We start from the raw sequence: 19,992 nt of genomic DNA on the forward strand, positions 1-19,992 counted from the left end.
TTGCTCTTACCAAACGACATATGCACTCTTTTCTCAGTTCTCACCCCGCCACCGCCGTCTCCCTGATGTGCTTGAGCCGCTCCACGAGCGTCGCCACCTGGGCTCCGGTGAAGATCCCCTCCGGCCCGGTAGGTGCAACACCGGTGAACGGCGCCTCGTAGAGGAGCCCCGGATCCACGACACCGGCACGCGTCAGCTGGTCCACCACGAGGTTCACGAACGCGAGCTGGTTGCCGGTGAGCGTTGTCCCGCCGGTGAAGTCGCCGAGGGCTTCGACGGCGGCCGCTCGGTCCATGCCCACCAGTGACCGCACGAACAGGCCGAGCCCCTTCGACTCCTCAACCGCCCAGGAGAGGTCAGCCGACCGAAACTCGCCGCTCTCGAGCATGATGCGCTCGAGTCCCTCCAGGTCGAGCGGGGTGAGCTGGCGACCGTGCCTCAGCTTGAACAGCACAGCGTCGTTCTCGTGCGCCTTCAGGAACGCGAACGCCTTGTCGCGGAACCGCTGCCGATCGACCCCGACAGCGACCTTCGCGATGTCGATCTCGCCCGACACAGCCGAGTCGGTGAAGTCCGTGTAGACGATCGCCCGTGCCGACGAGTCGATGAGATTCACGAGGCCCCGCAGTCGCGTGCGCGCCAGTTCGAGCATCGGTACTGTGACGCCCTCCCACCACTCGTCGGAGGCGACCGCAGCGATGAGCGTCAACTGCTTCTGGATCGCCGGGATGCTCTTCTGCTCCGCCAGCGCGTTCGCGATCGCCTGGATGCGCGTCTTCGCCGCATCGAACCCGGGGTCGCCCACGAGCACCCCGAGCTGGGCACGGAGCGCGAACAGGTCGAACCGTTTCGCCTGCTCGTCCGTGTCGAGAACATCCGCCGACGACGGCAACCCGCGCAGGGTGCGCGCGAGCTCGAACTCGTCACCGGAGGGATGCGTCCACCCGGCGATGTCCGCGAAGTACTCCACCGCCTTGCGATGAGGCCGCACGAGGAAGTTGTCGAGCCGCATCCCACCCACCTGGGCATGCAGGTGCGACGCCAGCGCGCCCCGGATCTCGTCGAGCGACTCACCCCCGGATGTCTCGCCCCCCACCGCATCGATCCCGGCGAGCAGGGCGAGCCGTGCGGAGAATAATCGCGCGCCGAGCGGCTCCCCCGCCGGCGACTCCGCCGACGGATAATCCTCGTTGAAGTATTCGATGTTCTGGCAGACATCGAAGATCACGAAATCCTTCTTGTCGTCACCCGGGCCATACAGGTCGGGCCGCAGCCGCGTGCCGCGCCCCACCATCTGCCAGTACTTCGTCTTCGAGTGCACGGGCTTGAAGAACACCAGGTTCACGATGTCGGGCACGTCGATCCCCGTGTCGAGCATGTCGACGGAGATCGCGATCTGCGGATGCTTCGCCGGGTTCGAGAAGTCGTCGATGAGACTCTGCACATACGGCAGCCCGCTCACGATGACACGCGCGAAGTGTCCCTTGTAGGCCGGATAGTTCGCATTGAACCGGCGCTCGATGAACTCGGCGTGCTTCACGTTCTTCGCGAAGATGACCGTCTTGCCGAGAACGTCGCCGCCGGAGACCTTCCGGCCATCGGTCATGAGCACCTCGAGCACTCTGTCGACGGTGTCCTCATTGAACAGCCAGGTGTTCATGGCGGCCGCGTCGACCTCGTCCGGCACCACATCATCCGTCCAGTCGAGCAGGTCCCAGGCTTCCTTCTCGTCGTCGCTCAGGTCGGCGTACTTGATGCCCTCGCGAACGAACTTGGTCGCGATCGACCGGCCGACGGGAGGCACGAGGTAGCCTTCGGCGATCGCATCCGTGAGGTCGTAGGAGTCGGTCGGCACACCGTCCTCAAGCCCGAACAAGCCGTAAGTGTTGTGGTCGATCTCGTTCTTCGGGGTCGCCGTGAGCCCGACCAGGAGCGAGTCGAAGTACTCGAAGATGGCCCCGTACTTCTGGTACACCGAGCGGTGCGCCTCGTCGATGACGATGAGGTCGAAGTAGCCGGGGCCGAATCGACGCAGAGCGGCCGCTCCATCGGATTGAACGGCTCCGTCAATCAGGCCCATCATGGTCGGGTAGGTCGAGAGGTAGACGCGCCCTTCCGAATCCTTGTCGGTGACGAGGTTCACCGGGGCGGCATCCGGAAGCAGCGCCTTGTAGGCGTTGGTCGCCTGATTGACGAGCGCGACGCGATCGGCCAGGAACAGGATGCGTTTGGCCCAGTTCGCCCGGATGAGCAGATCGCTCAGGGCGATCACCGTGCGCGTCTTGCCGCTTCCGGTCGCCATCACCAGGAGCGCACGGCGTTCCTTCTGCTCGAACGCCTCGGCGACGTTGCGCACGGCACGCTGCTGGTAGGTGCGGTCGATGATGGCCGTGGAAATGGGGAGGCTCGCGAGCGGTTTGCGACTCGTGCGGCGCTGGATGAGCAGCTCGAGCTGGTCCCGGGTGTAGAAGCCCTGAACCTGCCGCGGCGGGTAGCTCTCGTCGTCCCAGATCCGGTGCTCGTATCCGTTCGTGTAGAAGATGACCGGGCGCTGCCCGAACTGCCGCTCCAGCGCATCCGCGTAGAGCTTCACCTGTTGCTGGCCGACGTTGGCGTCTTTCGTCGTGCGTTTGGCTTCGACGACGCCGAGCGGCAGGCCGTTCTCGCCCCACAGCACGTAGTCGACGAAACCCGCTCCGCCATCCGAGTTATTGGGCATGCCGGTGACCGGGAACTCTCTGTCGCGCACATCGTCGAGCGGCCAGCCGGCCTCGTTGAGGAGTACGTCGATGAAGAGGTCCCGCGTCTCACTTTCGCGATAGTCGTGGGTGTCGGGGATGGTGGCGTTCGCGGCCTTCGCTGCTGCGACCTCGGCCTGCAGAACGAGGAGTCGGGCTTCGAGGTCGGCGTTCTGCTCCTGGGCGGTCGCGAGGGCGGCATCCTTGTCGGCGAGTTCCGCGGCCAACTTCTGGACCTGGGCGAGGCTCTTAGCGACTACGCCGGCTTGCGGCCTGGGGATGGAGGCCGCGTCGAACGGCAGCCCGGGCAGCGGGCGTTCGGCCGGGTCGAGCGCGTAGTGGGTGGCGAGCCAGAACAGGATGTGGAAGAGCTCCCGGATGACCGGCAGGCTGACGGTCGGCTTGATCGAGGTCGTGCGGTGAACGGCGGCGTTGCCCTGCACTCGGATGATGTTCATCTTGGTGAGGATGCCCTGGCCGACCAGGTGTTTGAAGGTGCGTTCGTGGAGGCGACTGGCGAGATCGTCTTTGTACGGCATCCGCAGCGTCGCGTCGGCGTCGTAGAGCCAGTGGACGGCGAGTTCGAGGGTGCGGCGCGCGTAGAAGACGGCGGAGCGCGGGTCGCTGTAGGTGTAATGCTCTGCACGGCGGGCTTCGGCGGCGATCGCCGGCCATCCGTTCGCGACGAAGTCGAAGTTGCCGGGCACAGCACTCCTCCTCGCGCGGCCGACCGCTCGGATGCTGTCGGGTGTGGCCAGACTATCCGCCACAGGCGAGCGGATGTCAGTACCTGGTCGTGTGCGCGGCCGACCGTTCTGCCCCCAGTTGGAGGGTCATTTCGGGTTTGACGACATCCAATGTCAGTGGTCGCTGGTGAGCTACCCGACTTGCCTCTTTCGGGATGCAAGGACCCTATGCCGGGGTCGATACCCGACCGCGCGACCCCGGCATGGCCACAATGCATTGCGGTTTGAGGAGTAGAACATGTCTGAAACAACTCCAGGCGGTACGCCCACCGATGGGACTTCGTCGCCCGTGGATCCGTCGCCCGTGGCACCGCCCATTATGGCACCGCCCGTAACGGCACCGCCGTCGGGGCTAGCGGTGGCTGCACTCGTCACCGGTATCGCGGCCTTCGTCATGGCGTGCATCCCGTTCGTCAGTTTTATTGCGTTCCTTCCCGCGCTCGCAGCGGGTGGGCTGGGGATCGCGGCGCTCGTGAGGAAGGCCGGTCGTGGTAAGGCTGTGACCGGGCTGGTGCTCGGGACGCTCGCGTTCTTCATCGCTATCGCAGTCAGCGCCGCTTTGGTGGGTGCCGTCTCGACGACCAGGGTTCCGGTGGCGGATGGCAATGAGGAGGTCCCAGTGGCTTCGTCGCCGAGTGCGGAGCCGTCGTCAACGCCTACTGAGGAAGCTCCGGCGCCGGTCACTGTTCCGGCAGATAAGACGTATCAGGGTTCGGGTGATTCAGTGGTCTCGATCGAGTTGCCGGATGGTCCGGACAGTGCGTCGGCGGCGACCATCAGTCACGTCGGTTCGAGCAATTTCGCTGTGTGGGCGCTGGATTCGAATATGGAGCAGCTTGATCTGTTAGTGAATGAGATCGGCAACTACAAAGGGACCGTCTTGTTGAATCTCAGCGGCAACACCCCGACCTCCCTGGAGATTACGGCTGATGGGCCGTGGACGGTGACGTTGCATTCGATCCTGTCTCTTCGCGAGTTCACCGGGGCGACTGCCAAGGGTGTTGGCGACGATGTTCTCGTCTACCGCGGGAAGGCCGGGGTGGCATCCATCACCCATGACGGTTCGAGTAATTTCGCAGTCTGGAACTACGGGGATCGAAGCGATCTCGTTGTGAATGAGATCGGCCAGTACAGCGGGGACGTGCGTTGGTCTTCGGGGCCATCCGTTGTCGCGATAACTGCCGATGGCAACTGGAGCATCACCGTCAAGTAGCCCTCATGATCCCATGCCCCTCATGACCCCATGCCGGGGTCGAACCCGACTTCGCGGCCCCGGCATGGCTACCGCTGTTTCAGAGGCGCTCGCGCAGGGCCTGGGTCAGTTGCTCGGTGGTGGGGGCGCCGGCGAGGCCCTTGCCGGTCTGGTACACCCGGCAGGCGAGGACTGTGATCGGCCCGCCGGAGGGGAACGGGTCTTCGCCGTCGATGAGGATGGTGGGCGATCCGGCGAAGGGGCGTCGGGCGGCTTCTTCGGGGGTCTGCAACAGCACGTAGTCGATGTCGACGGATGACTGCCCGATGGCGTCCAGGGCGGCCCGCAGCCGCACCCCGGTTTCCTCCCAGTTCGGGCACTCCACGATGTGGAGCAGTTCGACCTTCATACATCCATCATCACGCGCCTGCGCGCGGATTGCTGTCAGATGGGGACCTTCTCGACGGCATCGCGTCTGCGGGTTCGGGATCCGATGGTCGGTCGCCACCGTTGTTCGCTGTCGAGCCAGGGTGGTGCCTTGACCTGGGGTGCACCGTTGACCATGCGGAACTGCCATCCGGAAGTGTCGAGGCTTCGGTGGTGGAACCAGCACAACATGAGTCCGTTGTCCGTGTGCGTCGGCCCGTTGTTCTCGGCCGGGTCGACGTGGTGGATCTCGCACCATGCGGCGGGGACGTGGCACCCGGGAACACTGCATCCACCGTCTCGGAGGGCGATTGCCCGCCGCTGCTGGGCGGTGAAGCACCGCTCCGGTGAGCCGAGTTCGATGATGCGACCGGCATCGTCCACGACCACACGCTGGGTGCCACCCGCGCAGGTGTAGTGCTTGATGACCCGCATCGAGACGGGGGTGTCGAGCCCGTCGATGTGCCCGACGCCATGGCCGGCCTCCAGGTCTTCCTGCCGGACACTGACCATCACGACCGGTGCCGCCCCGCCCATCGTCGGGGCTTCGGCGCTGCGGGCGGCGATGTCGACGATGCCGGCGAAGATGTCGTGACGCTGCTGGTCGCGGGTGCGCGGGTCGTGTTCGAGATCGTGGGCGGCCAACTCCTCCTCGGTAAGGAACGCGGGCGCGGTGCGCGGGGACGTGTAGGCGTCGACGAGCGTGAGGAACTTGGCCGCGACATCCGGAACCAGAGCGCCACGCAACCAGACGAGACCGTCACGCTCCCGGCCCAGGGTGATGGAGCGCATCCGCATGGCCCGTTCCTCGATCGGGATGCGGCCGTCCTGATCGAGCCGGACCTTCCAGACATCCGTCTGCATCCGGGTCTCCTCCGCGGTGCAGGGCATGGGCGACTCGGGGCTCGTACCGGTGGCCGCCGCGACCAGTTCGTACTCGGCCGCCTGGATGGAGCAGATGTCGACGACCGCGGCCACCGAACTCAGCCCCCGGATGATCGCGTGGGCTGCATCGATGCTGATCGCCCCGACGCCCAACGCCTCGGCGACGTTCGGGTAGGGAGCCGGCAGCCGGTCCCCCGTCAGTGTTGTGCGAACGCGCGTCGCCCGGCCGATCTTGAGCCGCCGGGAGATCATCTCGCTCGACGCCCGCGTGATGCGCTCTAGCAGCTCGGTCGAGTTGCGGCAACCCCGCCGGGCTGAAAGCCCTTCCGTGCCGAGCTCTCGACGTGACCGGTCGTCGATCTCGCCGGCGACGGCGACCTGGGCCGCGCTCAGCCAGCGCCCGAGGCGCTCAAGAGCCCCTGTGGTCTCCAACAGCGCGTCGTCGGCCAATCCCGCCGCGTCATCGAAACCGAGCACGCCGGCGAGGGTGCCGGTCACTGCATCGAGCTCGGGGGCGGGGTTTCGCATGCCCCCATGATACCACGAATTTCGTCGAGTTTCGTATTTTTGTTCGTACTTTCTGATGAAATACCCCAGATAATCGGCGGTCATGCGCAAACCGAAGACAAGGAGGTGCTTCGGTTTAGCATATTTGATTCGCATTTCTGTTCTATTATTCAACTCCGCTGCACCGCGCGTTCACCGACAGCCCACGAACGTCTAGCCGCCGCTGCCGCGGGACCGCTTCTCCACCAGAGTGAGTGCCGAGTCGAACGCCGACATGGCCGAGTTCAAGGCGAAGAGCACGATCTTAGGATGCGCCGACATCGCTGACCGGTTGGCCCTCTCCCCCGCGTCGAGTATCGGCACGACCGTCGAGAGCATGCGGGACCGCGAGGTGAACGAGTGCGCGAATCCGCTCATGAGCTGCCATGCCGCCTTGGCAGTCGTGTCACCCGAGGCCGTCTGTCCTCCTTCCACCACCTCGCCAAAGCCCATCTTCTGACCCTCGAACTCCCTTTCGCCGATCCCGGTCCGATCGGCAACAATGGCCCGCGCGCGCTTCTGCGACTCGAATCCCTTCGAAGCCCGAGCCTCATCCGCGGGGACCTCTCGAAAGAGCCGCGCATCCTCCAGGCTCTCCGTGTAGCGTGCCCTGAGGTTGCGCAGGACCCGCTCGCGCTGGTCGCCCGGCCCCAGCAGCCACAACACCATCGAGGATGCCTCCAGCAACGACCGCAACAACGGGTACTGCGCGAAGGTGTACAGGAGCGGCTCGCCGTCTTCGACCATGAGCGTCTCGATCGCCGAGAGGTAGTCGGTGGACGCGGCAAGACACGTCGCCACGAGTTGGCTGGCCTCAAGCGGGTTCAGGATGTCGTCGTCGCTCGCGAGGCCGGATCCGGGTTCCGGCCGCACGAGCGCGATCGCCGCGTAACGCTCGATGAAGTGGGGAATCCTGGCGAGGACCAGTCCGAGCTGCTCAGCGGCGAGGTCGGACGATTCCTGTTCGCCTGCCTCGCTCACGCCGGTCTCCTTGCCTACAGCTCGCCGGCAAACGCGCGGTGTTGGAGCGAGACGAAGAGTTCGTCGAGTTTGGTGAGGTGTACATAGTGCGCGTTTTTCAACTTCTCAATCTCTTGAAAACTCCTACCGAACTTCTGCTGAAGCCCAAGCGGCGGCACTATGAACTCAATCGCCTCGAATCGACTCTTGCTGACCAAGCCTTTCATTCCACCAGTTGACGCACGTTGGACTAGTGCCTTGGCTGCGCGGAACTGCCCCAAGAGGAACCACGGATCGTGTTGTTGCGATGGAACAAGTGCGTTGATCTGCTGATTGAAAGCAACATCTCTATCCGCCATCGCCGCGTTACCAATTGAGTTGGGGCTGCCTGCGATGCATGTGACAAGTATTGCGTCACGACCCACGACGCGGGCACGAACTCGACCTTTAGCGGATAGCCACTCGCTTGCCGCCGCCACAACTGCGGCTTCACCGCCGAGGTTGTCCGACTTCACCCACTCAATCGAGTTTCCATAATTTTCTACATCATCACGAGGCGGTGTGTTTCCAGTAATGACCCGGCCGATCTCCCCCAGAGGCAGGCGGTCATACTTCGCGGGTCCCGACGATGGGTCACCAAACAGCTCATTGAATTCGGCGCTGACAAGCTGGTGAAGGTGAGTGAGGGCAAGGCGACGCTTGGCGCGGAGGGTGTCGGCCTGGTCGAGGATCGAGGCGATTCGGCGTTGTTCGGGGAGGGGTGGGAGGGGCACGCGAACGACGTCTATGAATCCGCGCCCAATGCCTCCCACCGTCGCCCCTCGGAAGTCGCGCAGGATTGATCGTTGCCCCTGCGGCGAATGTAGAAATCGAAAAACAAACGACGGATCTGCTCTAGAACGATCAACTTCGACCCGGAAGACATGCTCATTCACAGCTGATTCAGCGTAAGGGAAATCAAACCCCACATAGCTCGTCTTCCCGGTTGTCGCACCATCTTTCACAACCAAGATGTCCTGTGGCTGAATCTTCCCCGATTTCATCGAGTCGAAAAAGTTCTGGGGGACCGTCTTACGTCGGTCAAAGTTGAAGGTGCCGTCAGAACTAAGGTGCTCTCCCCCAATACTTGGCACACCATCAAGTTCTTCGCCTGCACCGCCTGGCGGGCGGGTCCCCGACTCAAGTGACGTTAATACGGCGGCCAACGGCACGTCATCCCACGACATTATTTATCCACCAGAGATGACATCAGTACAGCCGTCGCATCCGCTATCTCCTGCTCGAGAGCTGCGAGGTCGGCGAGGATCTCGGCGGGCGGGCGGTGCTCGACCTCCTCGTGCTCGACCTCCTTGTAGCGGTTCAGGCTCAGGTCGTAGTTCTGCGCGGCGATCTCGGATTTGGGGACCAGGAAGGATTGGGCTGTTCTGGGGCGCGTTGACTCGCTCCAGGGGTCGTCGCTGGTTTCGATACGCTCGCTGCGCGAGCTACTCAACCGGCGATGGTCGGGCCTACTCAACCAACGGGTTAGGACATCGGGGAGGTCGTTCGCCTCGGTGGGGGTGCGCTTGTCGTCGAGGGTGAAACCGTCGGCGCGCACGTCGTAGAACCACACGTCTTCGGTGCCACCCGAACTCGTCTTCGTGAAGAACAGGATCGCCGTCGACACACCCGTGTACGGCTTGAAGGTCCCGCTCGGCAGCTTCACCACGGCGTCCAGCTTATGGTCCTCCACGAGCATCCGCCGCAGCTCCCTGTGCGCCTTCGACGCACCGAACAGCACGCCATCCGGCACGATGACCGCAGCACGCCCGCCGTTCTTCAACAACCGCAGCATGAGCGCCAGGAACAGCAACTCCGTCTTCTTCGTCTTCACGACCGTCAGCAGATCCTTCGCCGTCGTCTCATAGTCGAGGCTGCCGGCGAACGGCGGATTCGCGAGCACGAGACTGTACTGGTCCACCGCATCCGCGTGCTCCTCTGCGAGTGAATCACGGCGCTGGATCGTCGCATTCTCCACCCCGTGCAGCAGCATGTTCATGCTGCCGATGCGACTCATCGCAGCATCCGAATCGAACCCGGTGAACATCGTGCGGTCGAAATGCTCGCGCAGCCGCGCATCCGCCCACAGCTCCGGATGGTGCTCCCGCACATACTCCGCCGCCGCCACCAGGAAGCCCGCCGTGCCCGCCGCGGGGTCGATGATGGTGTCCTCGGGAGTCGGCGCGACCATGTCGACCATGAGCTTGATGATGTGCCTGCTCGTGCGGAACTGCCCGTTCTGGCCGCTCGTCGCCAGCTTGCCGAGCATGTACTCGTAGATGTCGCCCTTCGTGTCGCGGTCATCCATCGGGATGTCCTCGAGCAGGTCGACGACCTTCGACAGCAGCGCGGGTGTCGGGATCGTGAAGCGCGCGTCCTTCATGTTCGCGGCGAAACTCGAACCCTCCTCCCCCAGGCTGCGGATGAACGGAAAGACGTGACTGTCGACGATCTCGAACATCTCGGCGGCGGGGTGGTTCTTGAAGACGCTCCAGCGCAGGTCGGAAAACGGGCGCGGAGTGCGACCGAAGTCGTCGACGCCATCCGGGTAGACCGGGTTCTCGATCGGCTTACCCGTCGTATTGGCCTTGTTCTCCTTGAGAGTCTGCAACTCGTCGAGGCGCCGGATGAACAGCAGGTAGGTGATCTGCTCGATGACCTCCATCGGGTTCGCGATACCACCGTTCCAGAACGCATTCCAGACCTTGTCGACCTTTGATTTCAGCGGACCGGTGACCACGGAGCAGCGCCCTCCTTCGGGTAGGCAACGGGACGAAAGTCCCTTGTGCAGTCTGCCAGAAGGTCAGCCGCAGCGGGATTCTCAGGGCGAGGGAACCGCCTCGTCCGCAGTCGACTCGTCCGCGGCATCCGCAACCACCCGCGCCGCATCCCGCCGCGCGACCCAGCGCCCGAGCTCCACGACCGCCGTGGACGCCGCGGCGCCCGCGGCGAGCACCCCGATGGCCAGGCCCGTCCCGCCGCGCGCACGGCCGACCGCCGCATCCAGCGACAGCTTGCCCGGCCCGCTCTCCACCAGCATGCCCAGCGCCGCGATGATGATCGCGTTGAGTTCCCAGCCGCGGTTCGCATTCCACGGCCCGTTCTTCCCGTGCACCGTGCGGATGGCGGTGGCCATCGTCGCCACGAGCCCGGTCGCCGCCAGCGGAGTCGCCGCGCCCGCAACCAGGAGCGCACCACATCCCGCCTCCGTGGCCCCGGAGAGCACCGCGTTTCGCCGCGTCGGATGCAGGCCGAGGTGCTCCATCATCTTCTCGGTGCCGTCCAGTCCACTGCCGCCGAACCATCCGAAGAGCTTCTGGGTGCCATGCCCGATGAACAACCCGCCGAGCACCATCCGGAACGCCAGTTTCGCAACGCCGACCATTCTCACCCCTCGCCTCCGTGTACGCATCCCACGCTATACGCGAGACGACCGCACCGCTCCCAGCCCCGGCACAGCCACCGCACAGGGCCTCACCCAGCGATTCACAAGCTCCCCGCCCTACCGTCGCAGCATGAGCGAGATCGTGATCTTCGCCCCCTCACCGGTCCTCACCGTGACCGTGGAGGATCATCCGGACGGTCCTGACGTCCACTTCCACGCCGGCGGGCAGGGAGTCTGGCAGGCGCGCATGCTGCGCAGGATCGGTGCGGACGTCACACTGTGCAGCGTGCTGTCCGGAGAGAGCGGGCGGATGCTGCGCCACCTGCTCGACGACGAGGGCATCCACGTCGTCGCGGTCGAACGCGAAGCACGCGGCGGCGCCTATGTGCACGACCGCCGCGGCGGCGAGAGGGTCAAGGTCGTCGAGACCGGCGGCGCCCCGATCAGCAGACATGACCTCGACGAGCTCTACGGCGTCACCCTGCGCGAGGGAATGCGGGCCGACCTCGTCATCCTGAGCGGCCCCGCCGGGGAGGACACGCTCCCCGCGGACGTCTACCGTCGGCTCGCCGCGGACATCCGGACCTCCGGGCACCCGGTCGTCGTCGACCTCGCCGGCGAACGGCTCACGGCCGCCCTCGCCGGGGGCGTGACGGTGGCGAAGGTGAGCGACGAGGAACTGCTGGCCGACGGTCGCGTGCACGCGAACACCACTGACCAGGTCATCGCCGCCATGCGCGCGATCAAGGCTGAGGGTGCTGCGACGGTCATCGTCACCCGCGCCGACAAACCCTTCCTCGTGCTCACCGACGACGCGCTCAACGAGGTGACCCCGCCGCGGATGGAGATCGCCGACACGAGCGGCGCGGGCGACTCCCTCACGGCCGGCGTTGCCGCCACGCTCGCCGCAGGCGGTACGACCGACGAGGCAGTGATGGTCGGCGCGGCGGCGGGCGCGCTCAATGTCACCCGTCATGGGCTCGGCACGGGTGACCTCGAGGCGATCACCGCGATGCGGGACCTCGTCAGGGCCCGCACGCTCGGAGACGAGGTCGACGAGGCCATGAGTCTCAGTCCCGAAGAGTTGGCGGGCCAGGTGCACGAGAGTTCGGACGACGAAGTATGACCGTCGCCCTGGCCACCAACGACGACGGCATCGATTCCGCGGGCCTGCATCGGCTCGCCGTGCTCGCGGGCGAGGCCGGTCTCGAAGTGACAATCGCCGCGCCGGCCGCGCAGTCGAGCGGCAGCAGCGCATCCATCACCGGGGCGGCGACGGATGGCCGCATCCAGTTCGAACGCCGGGAACTCGAGGGGCTCGAGGGGGTCCCCGCGTTTGCCGTCCAGGCCGCGCCCGCGCTCATCGCCCTCATCGCCGCACACAGCGCGTTCGGCCCCGTGCCGGACCTCGTGCTCTCCGGCATCAACCGGGGCGCCAACGTCGGACGGGCGATCCTGCACTCCGGCACTGTCGGCGCCGCGCTGACCGGCGGCGTCAACGGTGCGAGGGGTCTCGCGGTCTCGCTCGACGTCGGGATGCATCCAGAGGAATTCCACTGGGATGCCGCGGCGCCCTTCGTGCGGCGACTCCTCTCGCGCCTGCAGGTCATGCCGACCGGCACGGTGTTCAACCTGAACGTCCCGAACCGTGCACGAACCGAACCCGAGCTGCGCGAGGGCTCGCTTGCGGCGTTCGGAATCGTGCAGACGACCATGACCCACAACGACGAAGAGCACGCGAGGCTCTCGGTCGCCGACACCCCTGCCGGTCAGGAACCGGGAAGTGACGCCGCCCTTCTCGCATCCGGCTTCGCGACGGTCACGAACATCGCCTCGATCGCGGAGGCCGGGGAGCCGGCGCTCCAGGACTGATGCCTACGCTGCGACCCGATCCGCAGAGCGGTGCGCCACATGCACGTCATCGAACACGCCGGCCCGAATGGCCTGGAAGACCTCGGTGGCCGCCTGCTGGATCCGCCCCTGGCGATGCGAGGCCTCCACAGCCGCAAGGCGGCGATCCTGCTCGCCGTACACGACATCCGCATCCCCTGCGTCCGTGACGAGCGTTCCGCCGAGCGATGCCACCCACGCCGACACGACCTGCCGCAGCGTCGAGTTGACGAGCTCGACGGCGACGTGCTGGCCACGGGCGAACGGCCGCACCTGCGTGATCATCGCGCGGGCGAGAAGGCCCGGCGCCAGAAGGTCGGCGGCCTGACGGTCCGACACGTTCTTGGGGATGCCGATGAGGGTGTCGACGTCGATGACGGCGTTCTCCGCGAGGGCAGGCGAGAACGCCACCCTGTCACCGCGCACGAAACCGTCCGCGGCGAGGCCGACATCCGAGACGGTCGCCGCGATCATCGTTCCGACCGCGTCGATGGTCACGCGCACCTGCCCCGCGACGGGCCGCCGGAAAGTCGAAGTCGTCATACAGGGGAAAACCGGTGATCGTGCGGAACTATTCCGCCGAAACTGAGGGTTCGATCAGAACTCCTCGTTCGTCTCCGGATCGCCGCCCCACAACCGCCCGGACTCGAGCGACGAGATCGACTCGACCTCGGCATCCGTGAGTTCGAAGCCGAAAACGCCGAGGTTCTCGTGCTGCCGGGCCCCCGTCGACGCCTTCGGCAGAGGGATGCTGCCCAGCTCGACGTGCCACCTCAGCACCGCCTGCGCGGGAGTGACACCGTGAGCGCCGGCGACCGCCGTCACGATGGGGTCCGTGAGAACGGACCGCTGGCGAGCCAGCGGTGTCCAGCTCTCCGTCTGTATTCCCTTTTCGGCATGGAATGCGCGCATCTCGCCCTGAGGGAAGTGCGGGTGCAGTTCGATCTGATTCACCGTGGGCACGACACCGGTCTCCCCGATGATCACGTCCAGGTGCTCCCGCGTGAAGTTGCTCACGCCGATGGACCGGATGAGACCCTCATCCCGCAGGCCGATCATCGCCCGCCACGACTCGACGTACTTGCCGATCCTGGGCAGTGGCCAGTGGATGAGGAACAGATCGAGGTAGTCGACCCCGAGATTCCGGAGCGACTCGTGGAATCCGGCCCTCGTCTCCTCGAAACCGTGAAATCGCCCCGGCAGCTTCGACGTGATGAGGATGTCCTCGCGAGGAATCCCCGAACGTCGCACCGCCTCCCCCAGCTCGGCCTCATTCTCGTAGTTGAGAGCGGTGTCCAGCAGCCGATAGCCTGCGCCGATGGCGCCGACCATCGCGTCGACGCCCTCGTCACCGTTCAGTTTGTAGGTTCCGAAGCCGATCGCGGGGAGCTCCCGGCCGTCGTTCAGGGTTCGCGTGGGAATCATCATGCATCCAGTCTCGCGCAGGTTCAACGCGGTAGTCTCTGCTGGCAGGCGAGATAAGGAGCGCGAATGTCCCCCTCAGGAATTCTGGATGCCTTTCTCGTGCTCCTCATCCTCGCCTACCTGAGCTTCGGTTGGATCGTGGGCTTCATCCGCAGCATGTTCGGCCTCGCCGGAATCGTGGCCGGCGGTATCGCCGCGTTCTTCGCCATCCCCCTCGTCGGCTCGTGGATCCCCTGGCCCGACTGGCGCCTGCCCATCATCCTCGTGTGCGTGTTCGCCCTCATCGCCGCGGGCCAGACGGTCGGGACCCTGGTCGGCCGCGCCATCGGCAGGCGCGTCGAGGAGACCCGGCTCGGGATCGTCGACCGGATCGCCGGCGCGATAGTGAATGCGATCGTCACAGCGCTCATCGCCTCGATGGTGGCCTTCAGTATCGGTTCGCTCGGAGTTCCGCTGCTGTCGCAGGCCATCGCCGGGTCCACCGTCCTGCGCACGATCGACGACCTCACGCCGCCGCCCATTCAGAGCGGTCTCGCCCAATTGCGCTCGCTCGTCATCGACGACGCCATCCCGCGCATCGCCTCGGCGGCGGGTGGAGACATCTCCCCCACGGCGCCGCCGACGATACCGAAAGTCGACACCGGCACCCCGTCGCTTGCGAAGGCCGCGAAGTCGGTCGTCAAGGTGACCGGAACCGCATACCAGTGCGGCCAGAACCAGTCGGGCAGCGGGTTCGTCGTCGCGAAGAATCGGATCATGACGAACGCGCACGTCGTGGCGGGCGTGAGCCAACCGGTCGTCGAGGTGCCAGGGCAGGGCGCGCTGCCCGGCCGCATCGTCTACTTCGATCCTCGGAACGACCTCGCCATCATCGCGGTCAGCGGCCTGGGCGCGCCGCCCATCGCGCTCCGCAGCAACCTCTCCGACGGCGACGAGGCGGTGTTCGACGGGTATCCGCTCGGTGGGCCGTACCAATCGGGGTCCGCACGTGTCGAGCATGTGATGACGGTGCGCGTGAATGACATCTACGGGAAGAACCCGCACGACATGATCGTCTACCAGCTCGCAGCCCACGTGGAGGAGGGCAACTCAGGCGGCCCGTTGCTGTCCACGGGCGGCGCCGTGGCCGGGGTCGTCTTTGCGAAATCCGTCGACGTGGAGAATGTCGGATACGCGCAGACGATGGATGAGGTCCGGCCGGTTGCCGACAGGGCTGCAGCCCTCAACACCCGAGTGTCATCCGGCTCCTGCGTCCGCCGCTAGGCGAGTTCGGCTTCCAGGAACTCGAGAACCTGCGTCCAGGAATCCGACGCCGCCTCCGCATCGTAGGTGAGGTCGTTCGTGTCGTTGAAGAACGCGTGCCGTGCTCCTTCGTACACCGTCGCCTCGAAGTCGACCCCCGCATCCGCCATCGCCGTCGACACGGCGGGAAGCGAGTCCATGAGCCTCTCGTCGAGCCCGCCGTAGAAGGCGTGTATCGGGCAGGCGATGGATGCGATGTCGGACTCCTCCGGTGGCGCCCCGTAGAACGGCGCAGCCGCCTTCACCCGCGGATCGGCCGCCGCGAGCGCGAAAGCGTAGCTGCCTCCGAAGCAGAATCCGGTCACGGCGATGCGCCCGTCGACGCCCGGTTGGGTCTCCAGGTAGTCGACGACCCTGCGCAATTGGCTGATCGCCCACGCGCCGTATGCGGGCTCCCGCGTCGCGGTGAGCTTCTCCCGCATGAGTGGCTGGGCCGTCATCCGCGTGGCCTCATCCTGGTTCTTCGCCAGATTGTGAAGCTCCTGGCCGACGGAAGGCGAGACGCCTGCGTCGCTCAGGATGTCCGGCGCGACCGCCAGGTACCCTTCCGCCGCATACCGGTCGGCGACGGACCTGATGTGGTCGACGAGTCCCCAGATCTCGTGGATGACGATGACGGCGCCCTTCGGCTCCCCGTGCGGTTCTGCCCGGTAGGCGGTGAGGTCGGAGTCGGGGATCTGGATCATGGGCATGATGTCATCCTGCCACCGCCGCGCGTGCGCCGGGCATCCGGAGTGCGTACAGCGCTGCGACAGCGAGCAGGATGACGGCCGACCCGAACGCTGCCGGGTACGACACGGAGTCGAGCAGGGCCCCCGCGGCCAGCGGCCCGACGATCGCGCCGAGATCCGAGATGGCGGAGAACACCGCGACCGGCTGGCCGCTCTTCGCGCCCGCCGCATCGCCGACTGCCGCCGCGGGAGCTGTCCCCATGAAGGCTGCTGCCATGCCGAAGACGGACAGCAGGATGATGAGGACCGTGATGTTCGGAGTGAACGGGATCGCGAGCATCACCGCTGCGGCAACCGAGTACGAGCCGATGATGGCGGGCTTCCTGCCCACCTTGTCGACGAACGTGCCTGCCGGGCCGAGCGCGAGCGTCTGGGCCACGGCCGCGATGGCGAAGGCGATGCCTGTCCACAGTTCCTCCTGGTGGAGGAGTTCGACGACGAGGATCGGCACGAGGGCGCTGCGGACTCCGAGACTCGCCCATCCGGACGCGAAATTCGCGATGCAGGCCGCCCGGAAGCGCTCGTCCATCAGCACTGCGCGGAACGGGATGGGCGCGGCCGCGGTGGCATCGGGCACCGCCCCCTTCGACACTGGCCGCAGGAAGAGGAGCCCCACGACGCCGGCGACCACCAGGGTTCCGGCGTAGAAGAAGAACGGGGCGCGGAGGGAGATGACGGCGAGCAGACCGCCGAGCGCCGGCCCCGCCATCCCGCCGATGAGGAAACCACCCTGGTAGAAGCCGACCGCCCTGCCGCGCCGGTCGGGCGGAGTGGATCCCAGCAGGAGGGACATCGCGGAGATGGAGAACATCGCCGACCCGATGCCGCCGGCACCCCGCAGGACGAGGACCTCGATGTAGGTCTGCGCGAGACCCACCATGGCGCTCGAGACGGCGACGATGCCGATGCCGGTCGCGAGGATCGTGCGCTCGCCTCCCCATGCGATGAGCTTCCCCACGAAGGGGCTGGCAACGAACCGAGCGAGCGCGAACGCGGAGACGACCGCGCCGACTTCGATGTATCCGACGTGGAAACTGCGGATGAACACCGGCAGGACGGGGATCACCACCCCGAATCCGACCATGACGAAGAACGCGATGATTCCCAGCACGACGGTCTCGCGGGAGAGCCGCGGCTTCACGGCGGGAGTCGGCATCCTCTCAGGTTAGAGGCTCCTGCACGGGTGCGCTGACACATGGCAATGCACACACCGGTGGTGCATCGAGCGGGATGTCCGCAACAGCGCCCGGCATCCGAATGAGACGACTCAGCCGAGCGCGACCACCAGGCTGAGCGCTGCGAGCACGAGCGTGACCGGCACCATCGTGTACCGCTCGGGTGTGCTGCGCGAGATCGCGTTGAGCAGGATGCCGAGAGCGAAGTAGGCGAACACGACCCAGACCGCGACCTGAACGAGCCCCGGGTCGCCGAACAGTCGGATGAGGCCGGCCCGCTCGAGGAGCACCGCCGCGATGAGCGCGTAGATGGCGATCGAGACGACGCTGCCGATGCGCAGCCGAGTGGGAAGCACCCTGGACTGGCCGCCCCAGGCCAGATGCCCGAGCGGTGCTCCGGCCACGAGGGCGAGCTGGAACACGGCGAGGAGCCCGAGGACGACGGTGGCGGCGATGGCGGCGAAAGCGGTCATGGGCGAACTCTATTGGATGGCGATGGCGGGCCGATTGCGGTGCGCGGATGACCGGAACCGCTTCGAGGCGCGACCTAGACTATGCGGGTGACTGGATTCCGGCGTGCAGTGCTCCTCGTCGGTCTGCTCAACCTCGGGTATTTCGGAATCGAGTTCACGACCGCGCTGCTCATCGGCTCCGTCTCGCTTTTCGCCGACAGCGTCGACTTCCTGGAGGACACGAGCATCAACCTCCTGATCTTCGTCGCCGTGCTGTGGAGCCCGCGAGCGCGCAGCACCGTCGGCCGCGTCCTGGCCGTCGTGATCATGGTGCCCGCGGTGGTCACGTTCGTGACCGCGATCGTCAAGATCTTCGACCCCGTGGCGCCCGCCTTCGCACCCATGTCACTCGCGGCGCTCGGGGCGCTCGTGGTCAACCTGGCCTGCGCGTTCATCCTCATGCGGCACCGCCACCATGAGGGAAGCCTGAGCCGCGCAGCCTGGCTCTCGGCGCGCAACGATGCGCTCGCCAACGTCGGGATCATCGCCGCGGCGTTCGTCGCCATCCCGCTCCAGTCGGGCTGGCCCGACATCATCGTCGGCATCGCGATCGGACTCCTCAACCTGGATGCGGCCCGCGCCGTCTGGCGGGTCGCGAGCGACGAGTCGCGCCAGCAGCTCGAGCCTGAGCCGTGAACCGACGCATCCAGAATCACGTCGAGAATCCGCAGGGCGGTGACCGTAGGGCGGACGGGACTTGAACCCGTGACCGACGGATTATGAGTCCGCTGCTCTAACCAGCTGAGCTACCGCCCCGCGCCGCCGGCGAGCCTCAGGATGCCTGCTCGTCGAGGGACACTTCGGTGACCGGATCGGTCACCGCCTCCCCACGATACAGTCTCTCGAACGTGGTGAGCGTGCGCTGGATGTCGTGTGGCGCGATGAGCTTGAGGCTGTTGCGCTTCATCCGGGTGAGCTCGTCATCGCTCGCGGTGAGCACCGTCGTCAGCTTCTGTGCGAGGTCATCGACGTTCTCCGGCTCGAACAGGTAGCCGTTCTCCCCCGAGTGCACGAGGTGCGGCAGCGCCATGGCATTCGCCGCGACGACCGGCAGCCCGGACGACATCGCCTCCATGGTCGCGATGCTCTGCAGCTCCGCGATCGACGGGATGGCGAACACCGTCGCGTTCGTGTACGCGGCCTTCAACTCCTCCTCGGAGACGTACCCGGTGAACGTCGTCCGATCGGCGACGCCGAGGTCGCTCGCGAGCTTCTTCAGGTGGTTCATCAGGTCGCCGCCGCCCACGATCTCGAGCTTCGCCTCGAGCGACGGGTCGAGCCTGGCGACCGCCCTGATCAGCACGTCGATGTGCTTCTCCCCCGTCACCCGACCGACGAACAGGATGCGGTTCTCCGTCTTCTTGGCGAAACTCGGCGTGTACTCGCTCGAGTTGATCCCGCACGAGATCGCGTGCACGCCCGTGAGGTCGGTCGCCGCCTCCAGGAACTCCGCGCCCTTCCTCGTCGGCGTTGTGATCGCCTCGCACAGGTGGTACGTCTTCGCTGCATCGTTCCACGCGATCCGGATGGCCGTCTTGCGCAGGAATTTCGGCAGCAGCGTGTGCTGGATGAGGTTCTCCGGCATGAAGTGGTTCGTCGCGATCACCCGGATGCCCCGGGTCGTGGCCTGCCTGGCCAGCCCTCGGCCGATCACAATGTGCGACTGGATGTGCACGACATCCGGCTTCACCTCATCGAGGATGCGCGCCGCGTGCGCCTGGCTGCGCCACGGCAGCACGAACCGCAGCCAGTCGTGCGGGAACCACCGCCACGAATAGACGCGGTGCACGATGAGGTTCGCGCCCTCGTGCTCCTCGATGAACCGCCCGTGCTTCCGGCTGAACGCCGGCGCCTCGATGTGCACCTCATGGCCGCGCTCGACGAGGCCCGCCGCGAGTCGCGACGTGAAGCTGGCCGCCCCGTTGACGTCGGGCGCGAAGGTGTCGGCACCGATGAGGATGCGCAATGGACGACCGGCGTCGTGCGCCGAATCGTGTGAGGCGTCAGGCAAGATGTGGGGTTTCCCTCGTGCAGTTGGCG

The 19,992-nt window shown here is 66.0% G+C and carries 18 protein-coding genes and 1 tRNA gene; 5 read left to right on the forward strand and 14 right to left on the reverse strand.

What is annotated here, in order from left to right; all coding sequences use genetic code 11:
* Window positions 1–40: 40 nt before the first annotated feature.
* Window positions 41–3,445 (reverse strand): DEAD/DEAH box helicase family protein, encoded by a 3,405-nt coding sequence (locus BKA04_RS02155; RefSeq protein WP_104094941.1) that lies wholly within the window; start codon window positions 3,443–3,445, stop codon window positions 41–43.
* Between the two features lie 328 nt (window positions 3,446–3,773).
* Here BKA04_RS02155 and BKA04_RS02160 point away from each other — a divergent pair, with 328 nt between their 5' ends.
* Window positions 3,774–4,697, forward strand: coding sequence for a DUF4190 domain-containing protein (locus tag BKA04_RS02160; protein WP_134542213.1), 924 nt, complete (start codon window positions 3,774–3,776; stop codon window positions 4,695–4,697).
* A gap of 79 nt (window positions 4,698–4,776) precedes the next feature.
* Here BKA04_RS02160 and BKA04_RS02165 read toward each other — a convergent pair whose 3' ends face one another.
* The 6 genes from BKA04_RS02165 to BKA04_RS02190 form a co-directional block, all read right to left on the reverse strand.
* Window positions 4,777–5,085: a hypothetical protein gene (locus tag BKA04_RS02165; protein WP_104094943.1), complete on the reverse strand. Its 309-nt coding sequence runs from the start codon at window positions 5,083–5,085 to the stop codon at window positions 4,777–4,779.
* 35 nt (window positions 5,086–5,120) lie between these two features.
* Window positions 5,121–6,515 (reverse strand): HNH endonuclease signature motif containing protein, encoded by a 1,395-nt coding sequence (locus tag BKA04_RS02170; RefSeq protein ID WP_167309639.1) that lies wholly within the window; start codon window positions 6,513–6,515, stop codon window positions 5,121–5,123.
* A gap of 192 nt (window positions 6,516–6,707) precedes the next feature.
* Window positions 6,708–7,514 (reverse strand): hypothetical protein, encoded by an 807-nt coding sequence (locus tag BKA04_RS02175; protein ID WP_104094945.1) that lies wholly within the window; start codon window positions 7,512–7,514, stop codon window positions 6,708–6,710.
* A 14-nt stretch (window positions 7,515–7,528) separates the two neighbouring features.
* Complete coding sequence (locus BKA04_RS02180; RefSeq protein ID WP_104094946.1) at window positions 7,529–8,719, reverse strand: restriction endonuclease subunit S; 1,191 nt, start codon at window positions 8,717–8,719, stop codon at window positions 7,529–7,531.
* A complete protein-coding gene (locus BKA04_RS02185) occupies window positions 8,719–10,272 on the reverse strand; it encodes a type I restriction-modification system subunit M (protein ID WP_104094947.1) in 1,554 nt (517 codons plus the stop codon). Before BKA04_RS02185 ends, BKA04_RS02180 begins: the two co-directional genes overlap by 1 nt.
* An 81-nt stretch (window positions 10,273–10,353) precedes the next feature.
* On the reverse strand, window positions 10,354–10,917 hold the full coding sequence (locus tag BKA04_RS02190; protein WP_104094948.1) for a DoxX family protein: 564 nt from the start codon (window positions 10,915–10,917) through the stop codon (window positions 10,354–10,356).
* A gap of 130 nt (window positions 10,918–11,047) precedes the next feature.
* Here BKA04_RS02190 and BKA04_RS02195 point away from each other — a divergent pair, with 130 nt between their 5' ends.
* Window positions 11,048–12,043 carry a PfkB family carbohydrate kinase gene (locus tag BKA04_RS02195; protein WP_104094949.1) on the forward strand — a complete coding sequence of 332 codons (996 nt, stop codon included), beginning with the start codon at window positions 11,048–11,050 and terminating at the stop codon, window positions 12,041–12,043.
* Entirely contained in the window at window positions 12,040–12,789 is a 750-nt protein-coding gene (surE, locus tag BKA04_RS02200; protein ID WP_104094950.1) for a 5'/3'-nucleotidase SurE, read from the forward strand. Before BKA04_RS02195 ends, surE begins: the two co-directional genes overlap by 4 nt.
* A gap of 3 nt (window positions 12,790–12,792) precedes the next feature.
* Here surE and BKA04_RS02205 read toward each other — a convergent pair whose 3' ends face one another.
* Window positions 12,793–13,350, reverse strand: coding sequence for an MDR/zinc-dependent alcohol dehydrogenase-like family protein (locus BKA04_RS02205; protein ID WP_104094951.1), 558 nt, complete (start codon window positions 13,348–13,350; stop codon window positions 12,793–12,795).
* A 54-nt stretch (window positions 13,351–13,404) separates the two neighbouring features.
* Window positions 13,405–14,232 carry an aldo/keto reductase gene (locus BKA04_RS02210; RefSeq protein ID WP_104096578.1) on the reverse strand — a complete coding sequence of 276 codons (828 nt, stop codon included), beginning with the start codon at window positions 14,230–14,232 and terminating at the stop codon, window positions 13,405–13,407.
* Window positions 14,233–14,298: 66 nt separating this feature from the next.
* Between BKA04_RS02210 and BKA04_RS02215 the strand changes: the two genes are divergently transcribed.
* Complete coding sequence (locus BKA04_RS02215) at window positions 14,299–15,495, forward strand: MarP family serine protease (protein WP_104094952.1); 1,197 nt, start codon at window positions 14,299–14,301, stop codon at window positions 15,493–15,495.
* On the opposite strand, the gene BKA04_RS02220 is transcribed toward BKA04_RS02215, so the two are convergent.
* The 3 genes from BKA04_RS02220 to BKA04_RS02230 all read right to left on the reverse strand — a co-directional run bounded on the left by BKA04_RS02220 (window position 15,492) and on the right by BKA04_RS02230 (window position 17,913).
* Complete coding sequence (locus tag BKA04_RS02220) at window positions 15,492–16,226, reverse strand: dienelactone hydrolase family protein (RefSeq protein ID WP_221234007.1); 735 nt, start codon at window positions 16,224–16,226, stop codon at window positions 15,492–15,494. The genes BKA04_RS02215 and BKA04_RS02220 overlap by 4 nt on opposite strands.
* A 4-nt stretch (window positions 16,227–16,230) precedes the next feature.
* The gene (locus tag BKA04_RS02225; RefSeq protein ID WP_104094953.1) at window positions 16,231–17,421 is read right to left on the reverse strand and encodes an MFS transporter; all 1,191 of its coding nucleotides are present in this window, start codon (window positions 17,419–17,421) and stop codon (window positions 16,231–16,233) included.
* Window positions 17,422–17,532: 111 nt separating this feature from the next.
* On the reverse strand, window positions 17,533–17,913 hold the full coding sequence (locus BKA04_RS02230; RefSeq protein WP_104094954.1) for a hypothetical protein: 381 nt from the start codon (window positions 17,911–17,913) through the stop codon (window positions 17,533–17,535).
* A gap of 87 nt (window positions 17,914–18,000) precedes the next feature.
* Between BKA04_RS02230 and BKA04_RS02235 the strand changes: the two genes are divergently transcribed.
* Window positions 18,001–18,588: a cation efflux transmembrane domain-containing protein gene (locus BKA04_RS02235; protein WP_232841936.1), complete on the forward strand. Its 588-nt coding sequence runs from the start codon at window positions 18,001–18,003 to the stop codon at window positions 18,586–18,588.
* Between the two features lie 46 nt (window positions 18,589–18,634).
* Here the strand turns inward: BKA04_RS02235 and BKA04_RS02240 are convergent.
* Window positions 18,635–18,708: transfer RNA gene (locus BKA04_RS02240), tRNA-Ile, on the reverse strand.
* A gap of 16 nt (window positions 18,709–18,724) precedes the next feature.
* Window positions 18,725–19,963, reverse strand: a complete 1,239-nt coding sequence (locus BKA04_RS02245) for a glycosyltransferase (protein ID WP_221234009.1) — start codon at window positions 19,961–19,963, stop codon at window positions 18,725–18,727.
* Window positions 19,964–19,992 lie beyond the last annotated feature (29 nt).

Origin of the sequence: Terrimesophilobacter mesophilus (assembly GCF_014200375.1) — a bacterium.
Taxonomy (GTDB): domain Bacteria; phylum Actinomycetota; class Actinomycetes; order Actinomycetales; family Microbacteriaceae; genus Terrimesophilobacter; species Terrimesophilobacter mesophilus.

Excerpts from the sequence above, each read along its gene's own strand:
- BKA04_RS02170 (WP_167309639.1), bottom strand. The coding sequence starts at position 6,515 with ATGCGAAACCCCGCCCCCGAGCTCGATGCAGTGACCGGCACCCTCGCC.
- BKA04_RS02210 (WP_104096578.1), bottom strand. The coding sequence starts at position 14,232 with ATGATTCCCACGCGAACCCTGAACGACGGCCGGGAGCTCCCCGCGATC.
- BKA04_RS02195 (WP_104094949.1), top strand. The coding sequence starts at position 11,048 with ATGAGCGAGATCGTGATCTTCGCCCCCTCACCGGTCCTCACCGTGACC.
- BKA04_RS02165 (WP_104094943.1), bottom strand. The coding sequence starts at position 5,085 with ATGAAGGTCGAACTGCTCCACATCGTGGAGTGCCCGAACTGGGAGGAA.
- surE (WP_104094950.1), top strand. The coding sequence starts at position 12,040 with ATGACCGTCGCCCTGGCCACCAACGACGACGGCATCGATTCCGCGGGC.
- BKA04_RS02180 (WP_104094946.1), bottom strand. The coding sequence starts at position 8,719 with ATGTCGTGGGATGACGTGCCGTTGGCCGCCGTATTAACGTCACTTGAG.
- BKA04_RS02230 (WP_104094954.1), bottom strand. The coding sequence starts at position 17,913 with ATGACCGCTTTCGCCGCCATCGCCGCCACCGTCGTCCTCGGGCTCCTC.
- BKA04_RS02215 (WP_104094952.1), top strand. The coding sequence starts at position 14,299 with ATGTCCCCCTCAGGAATTCTGGATGCCTTTCTCGTGCTCCTCATCCTC.
- BKA04_RS02225 (WP_104094953.1), bottom strand. The coding sequence starts at position 17,421 with ATGCCGACTCCCGCCGTGAAGCCGCGGCTCTCCCGCGAGACCGTCGTG.
- BKA04_RS02190 (WP_104094948.1), bottom strand. The coding sequence starts at position 10,917 with ATGGTCGGCGTTGCGAAACTGGCGTTCCGGATGGTGCTCGGCGGGTTG.
- BKA04_RS02205 (WP_104094951.1), bottom strand. The coding sequence starts at position 13,350 with ATGACGACTTCGACTTTCCGGCGGCCCGTCGCGGGGCAGGTGCGCGTG.
- BKA04_RS02220 (WP_221234007.1), bottom strand. The coding sequence starts at position 16,226 with ATGCCCATGATCCAGATCCCCGACTCCGACCTCACCGCCTACCGGGCA.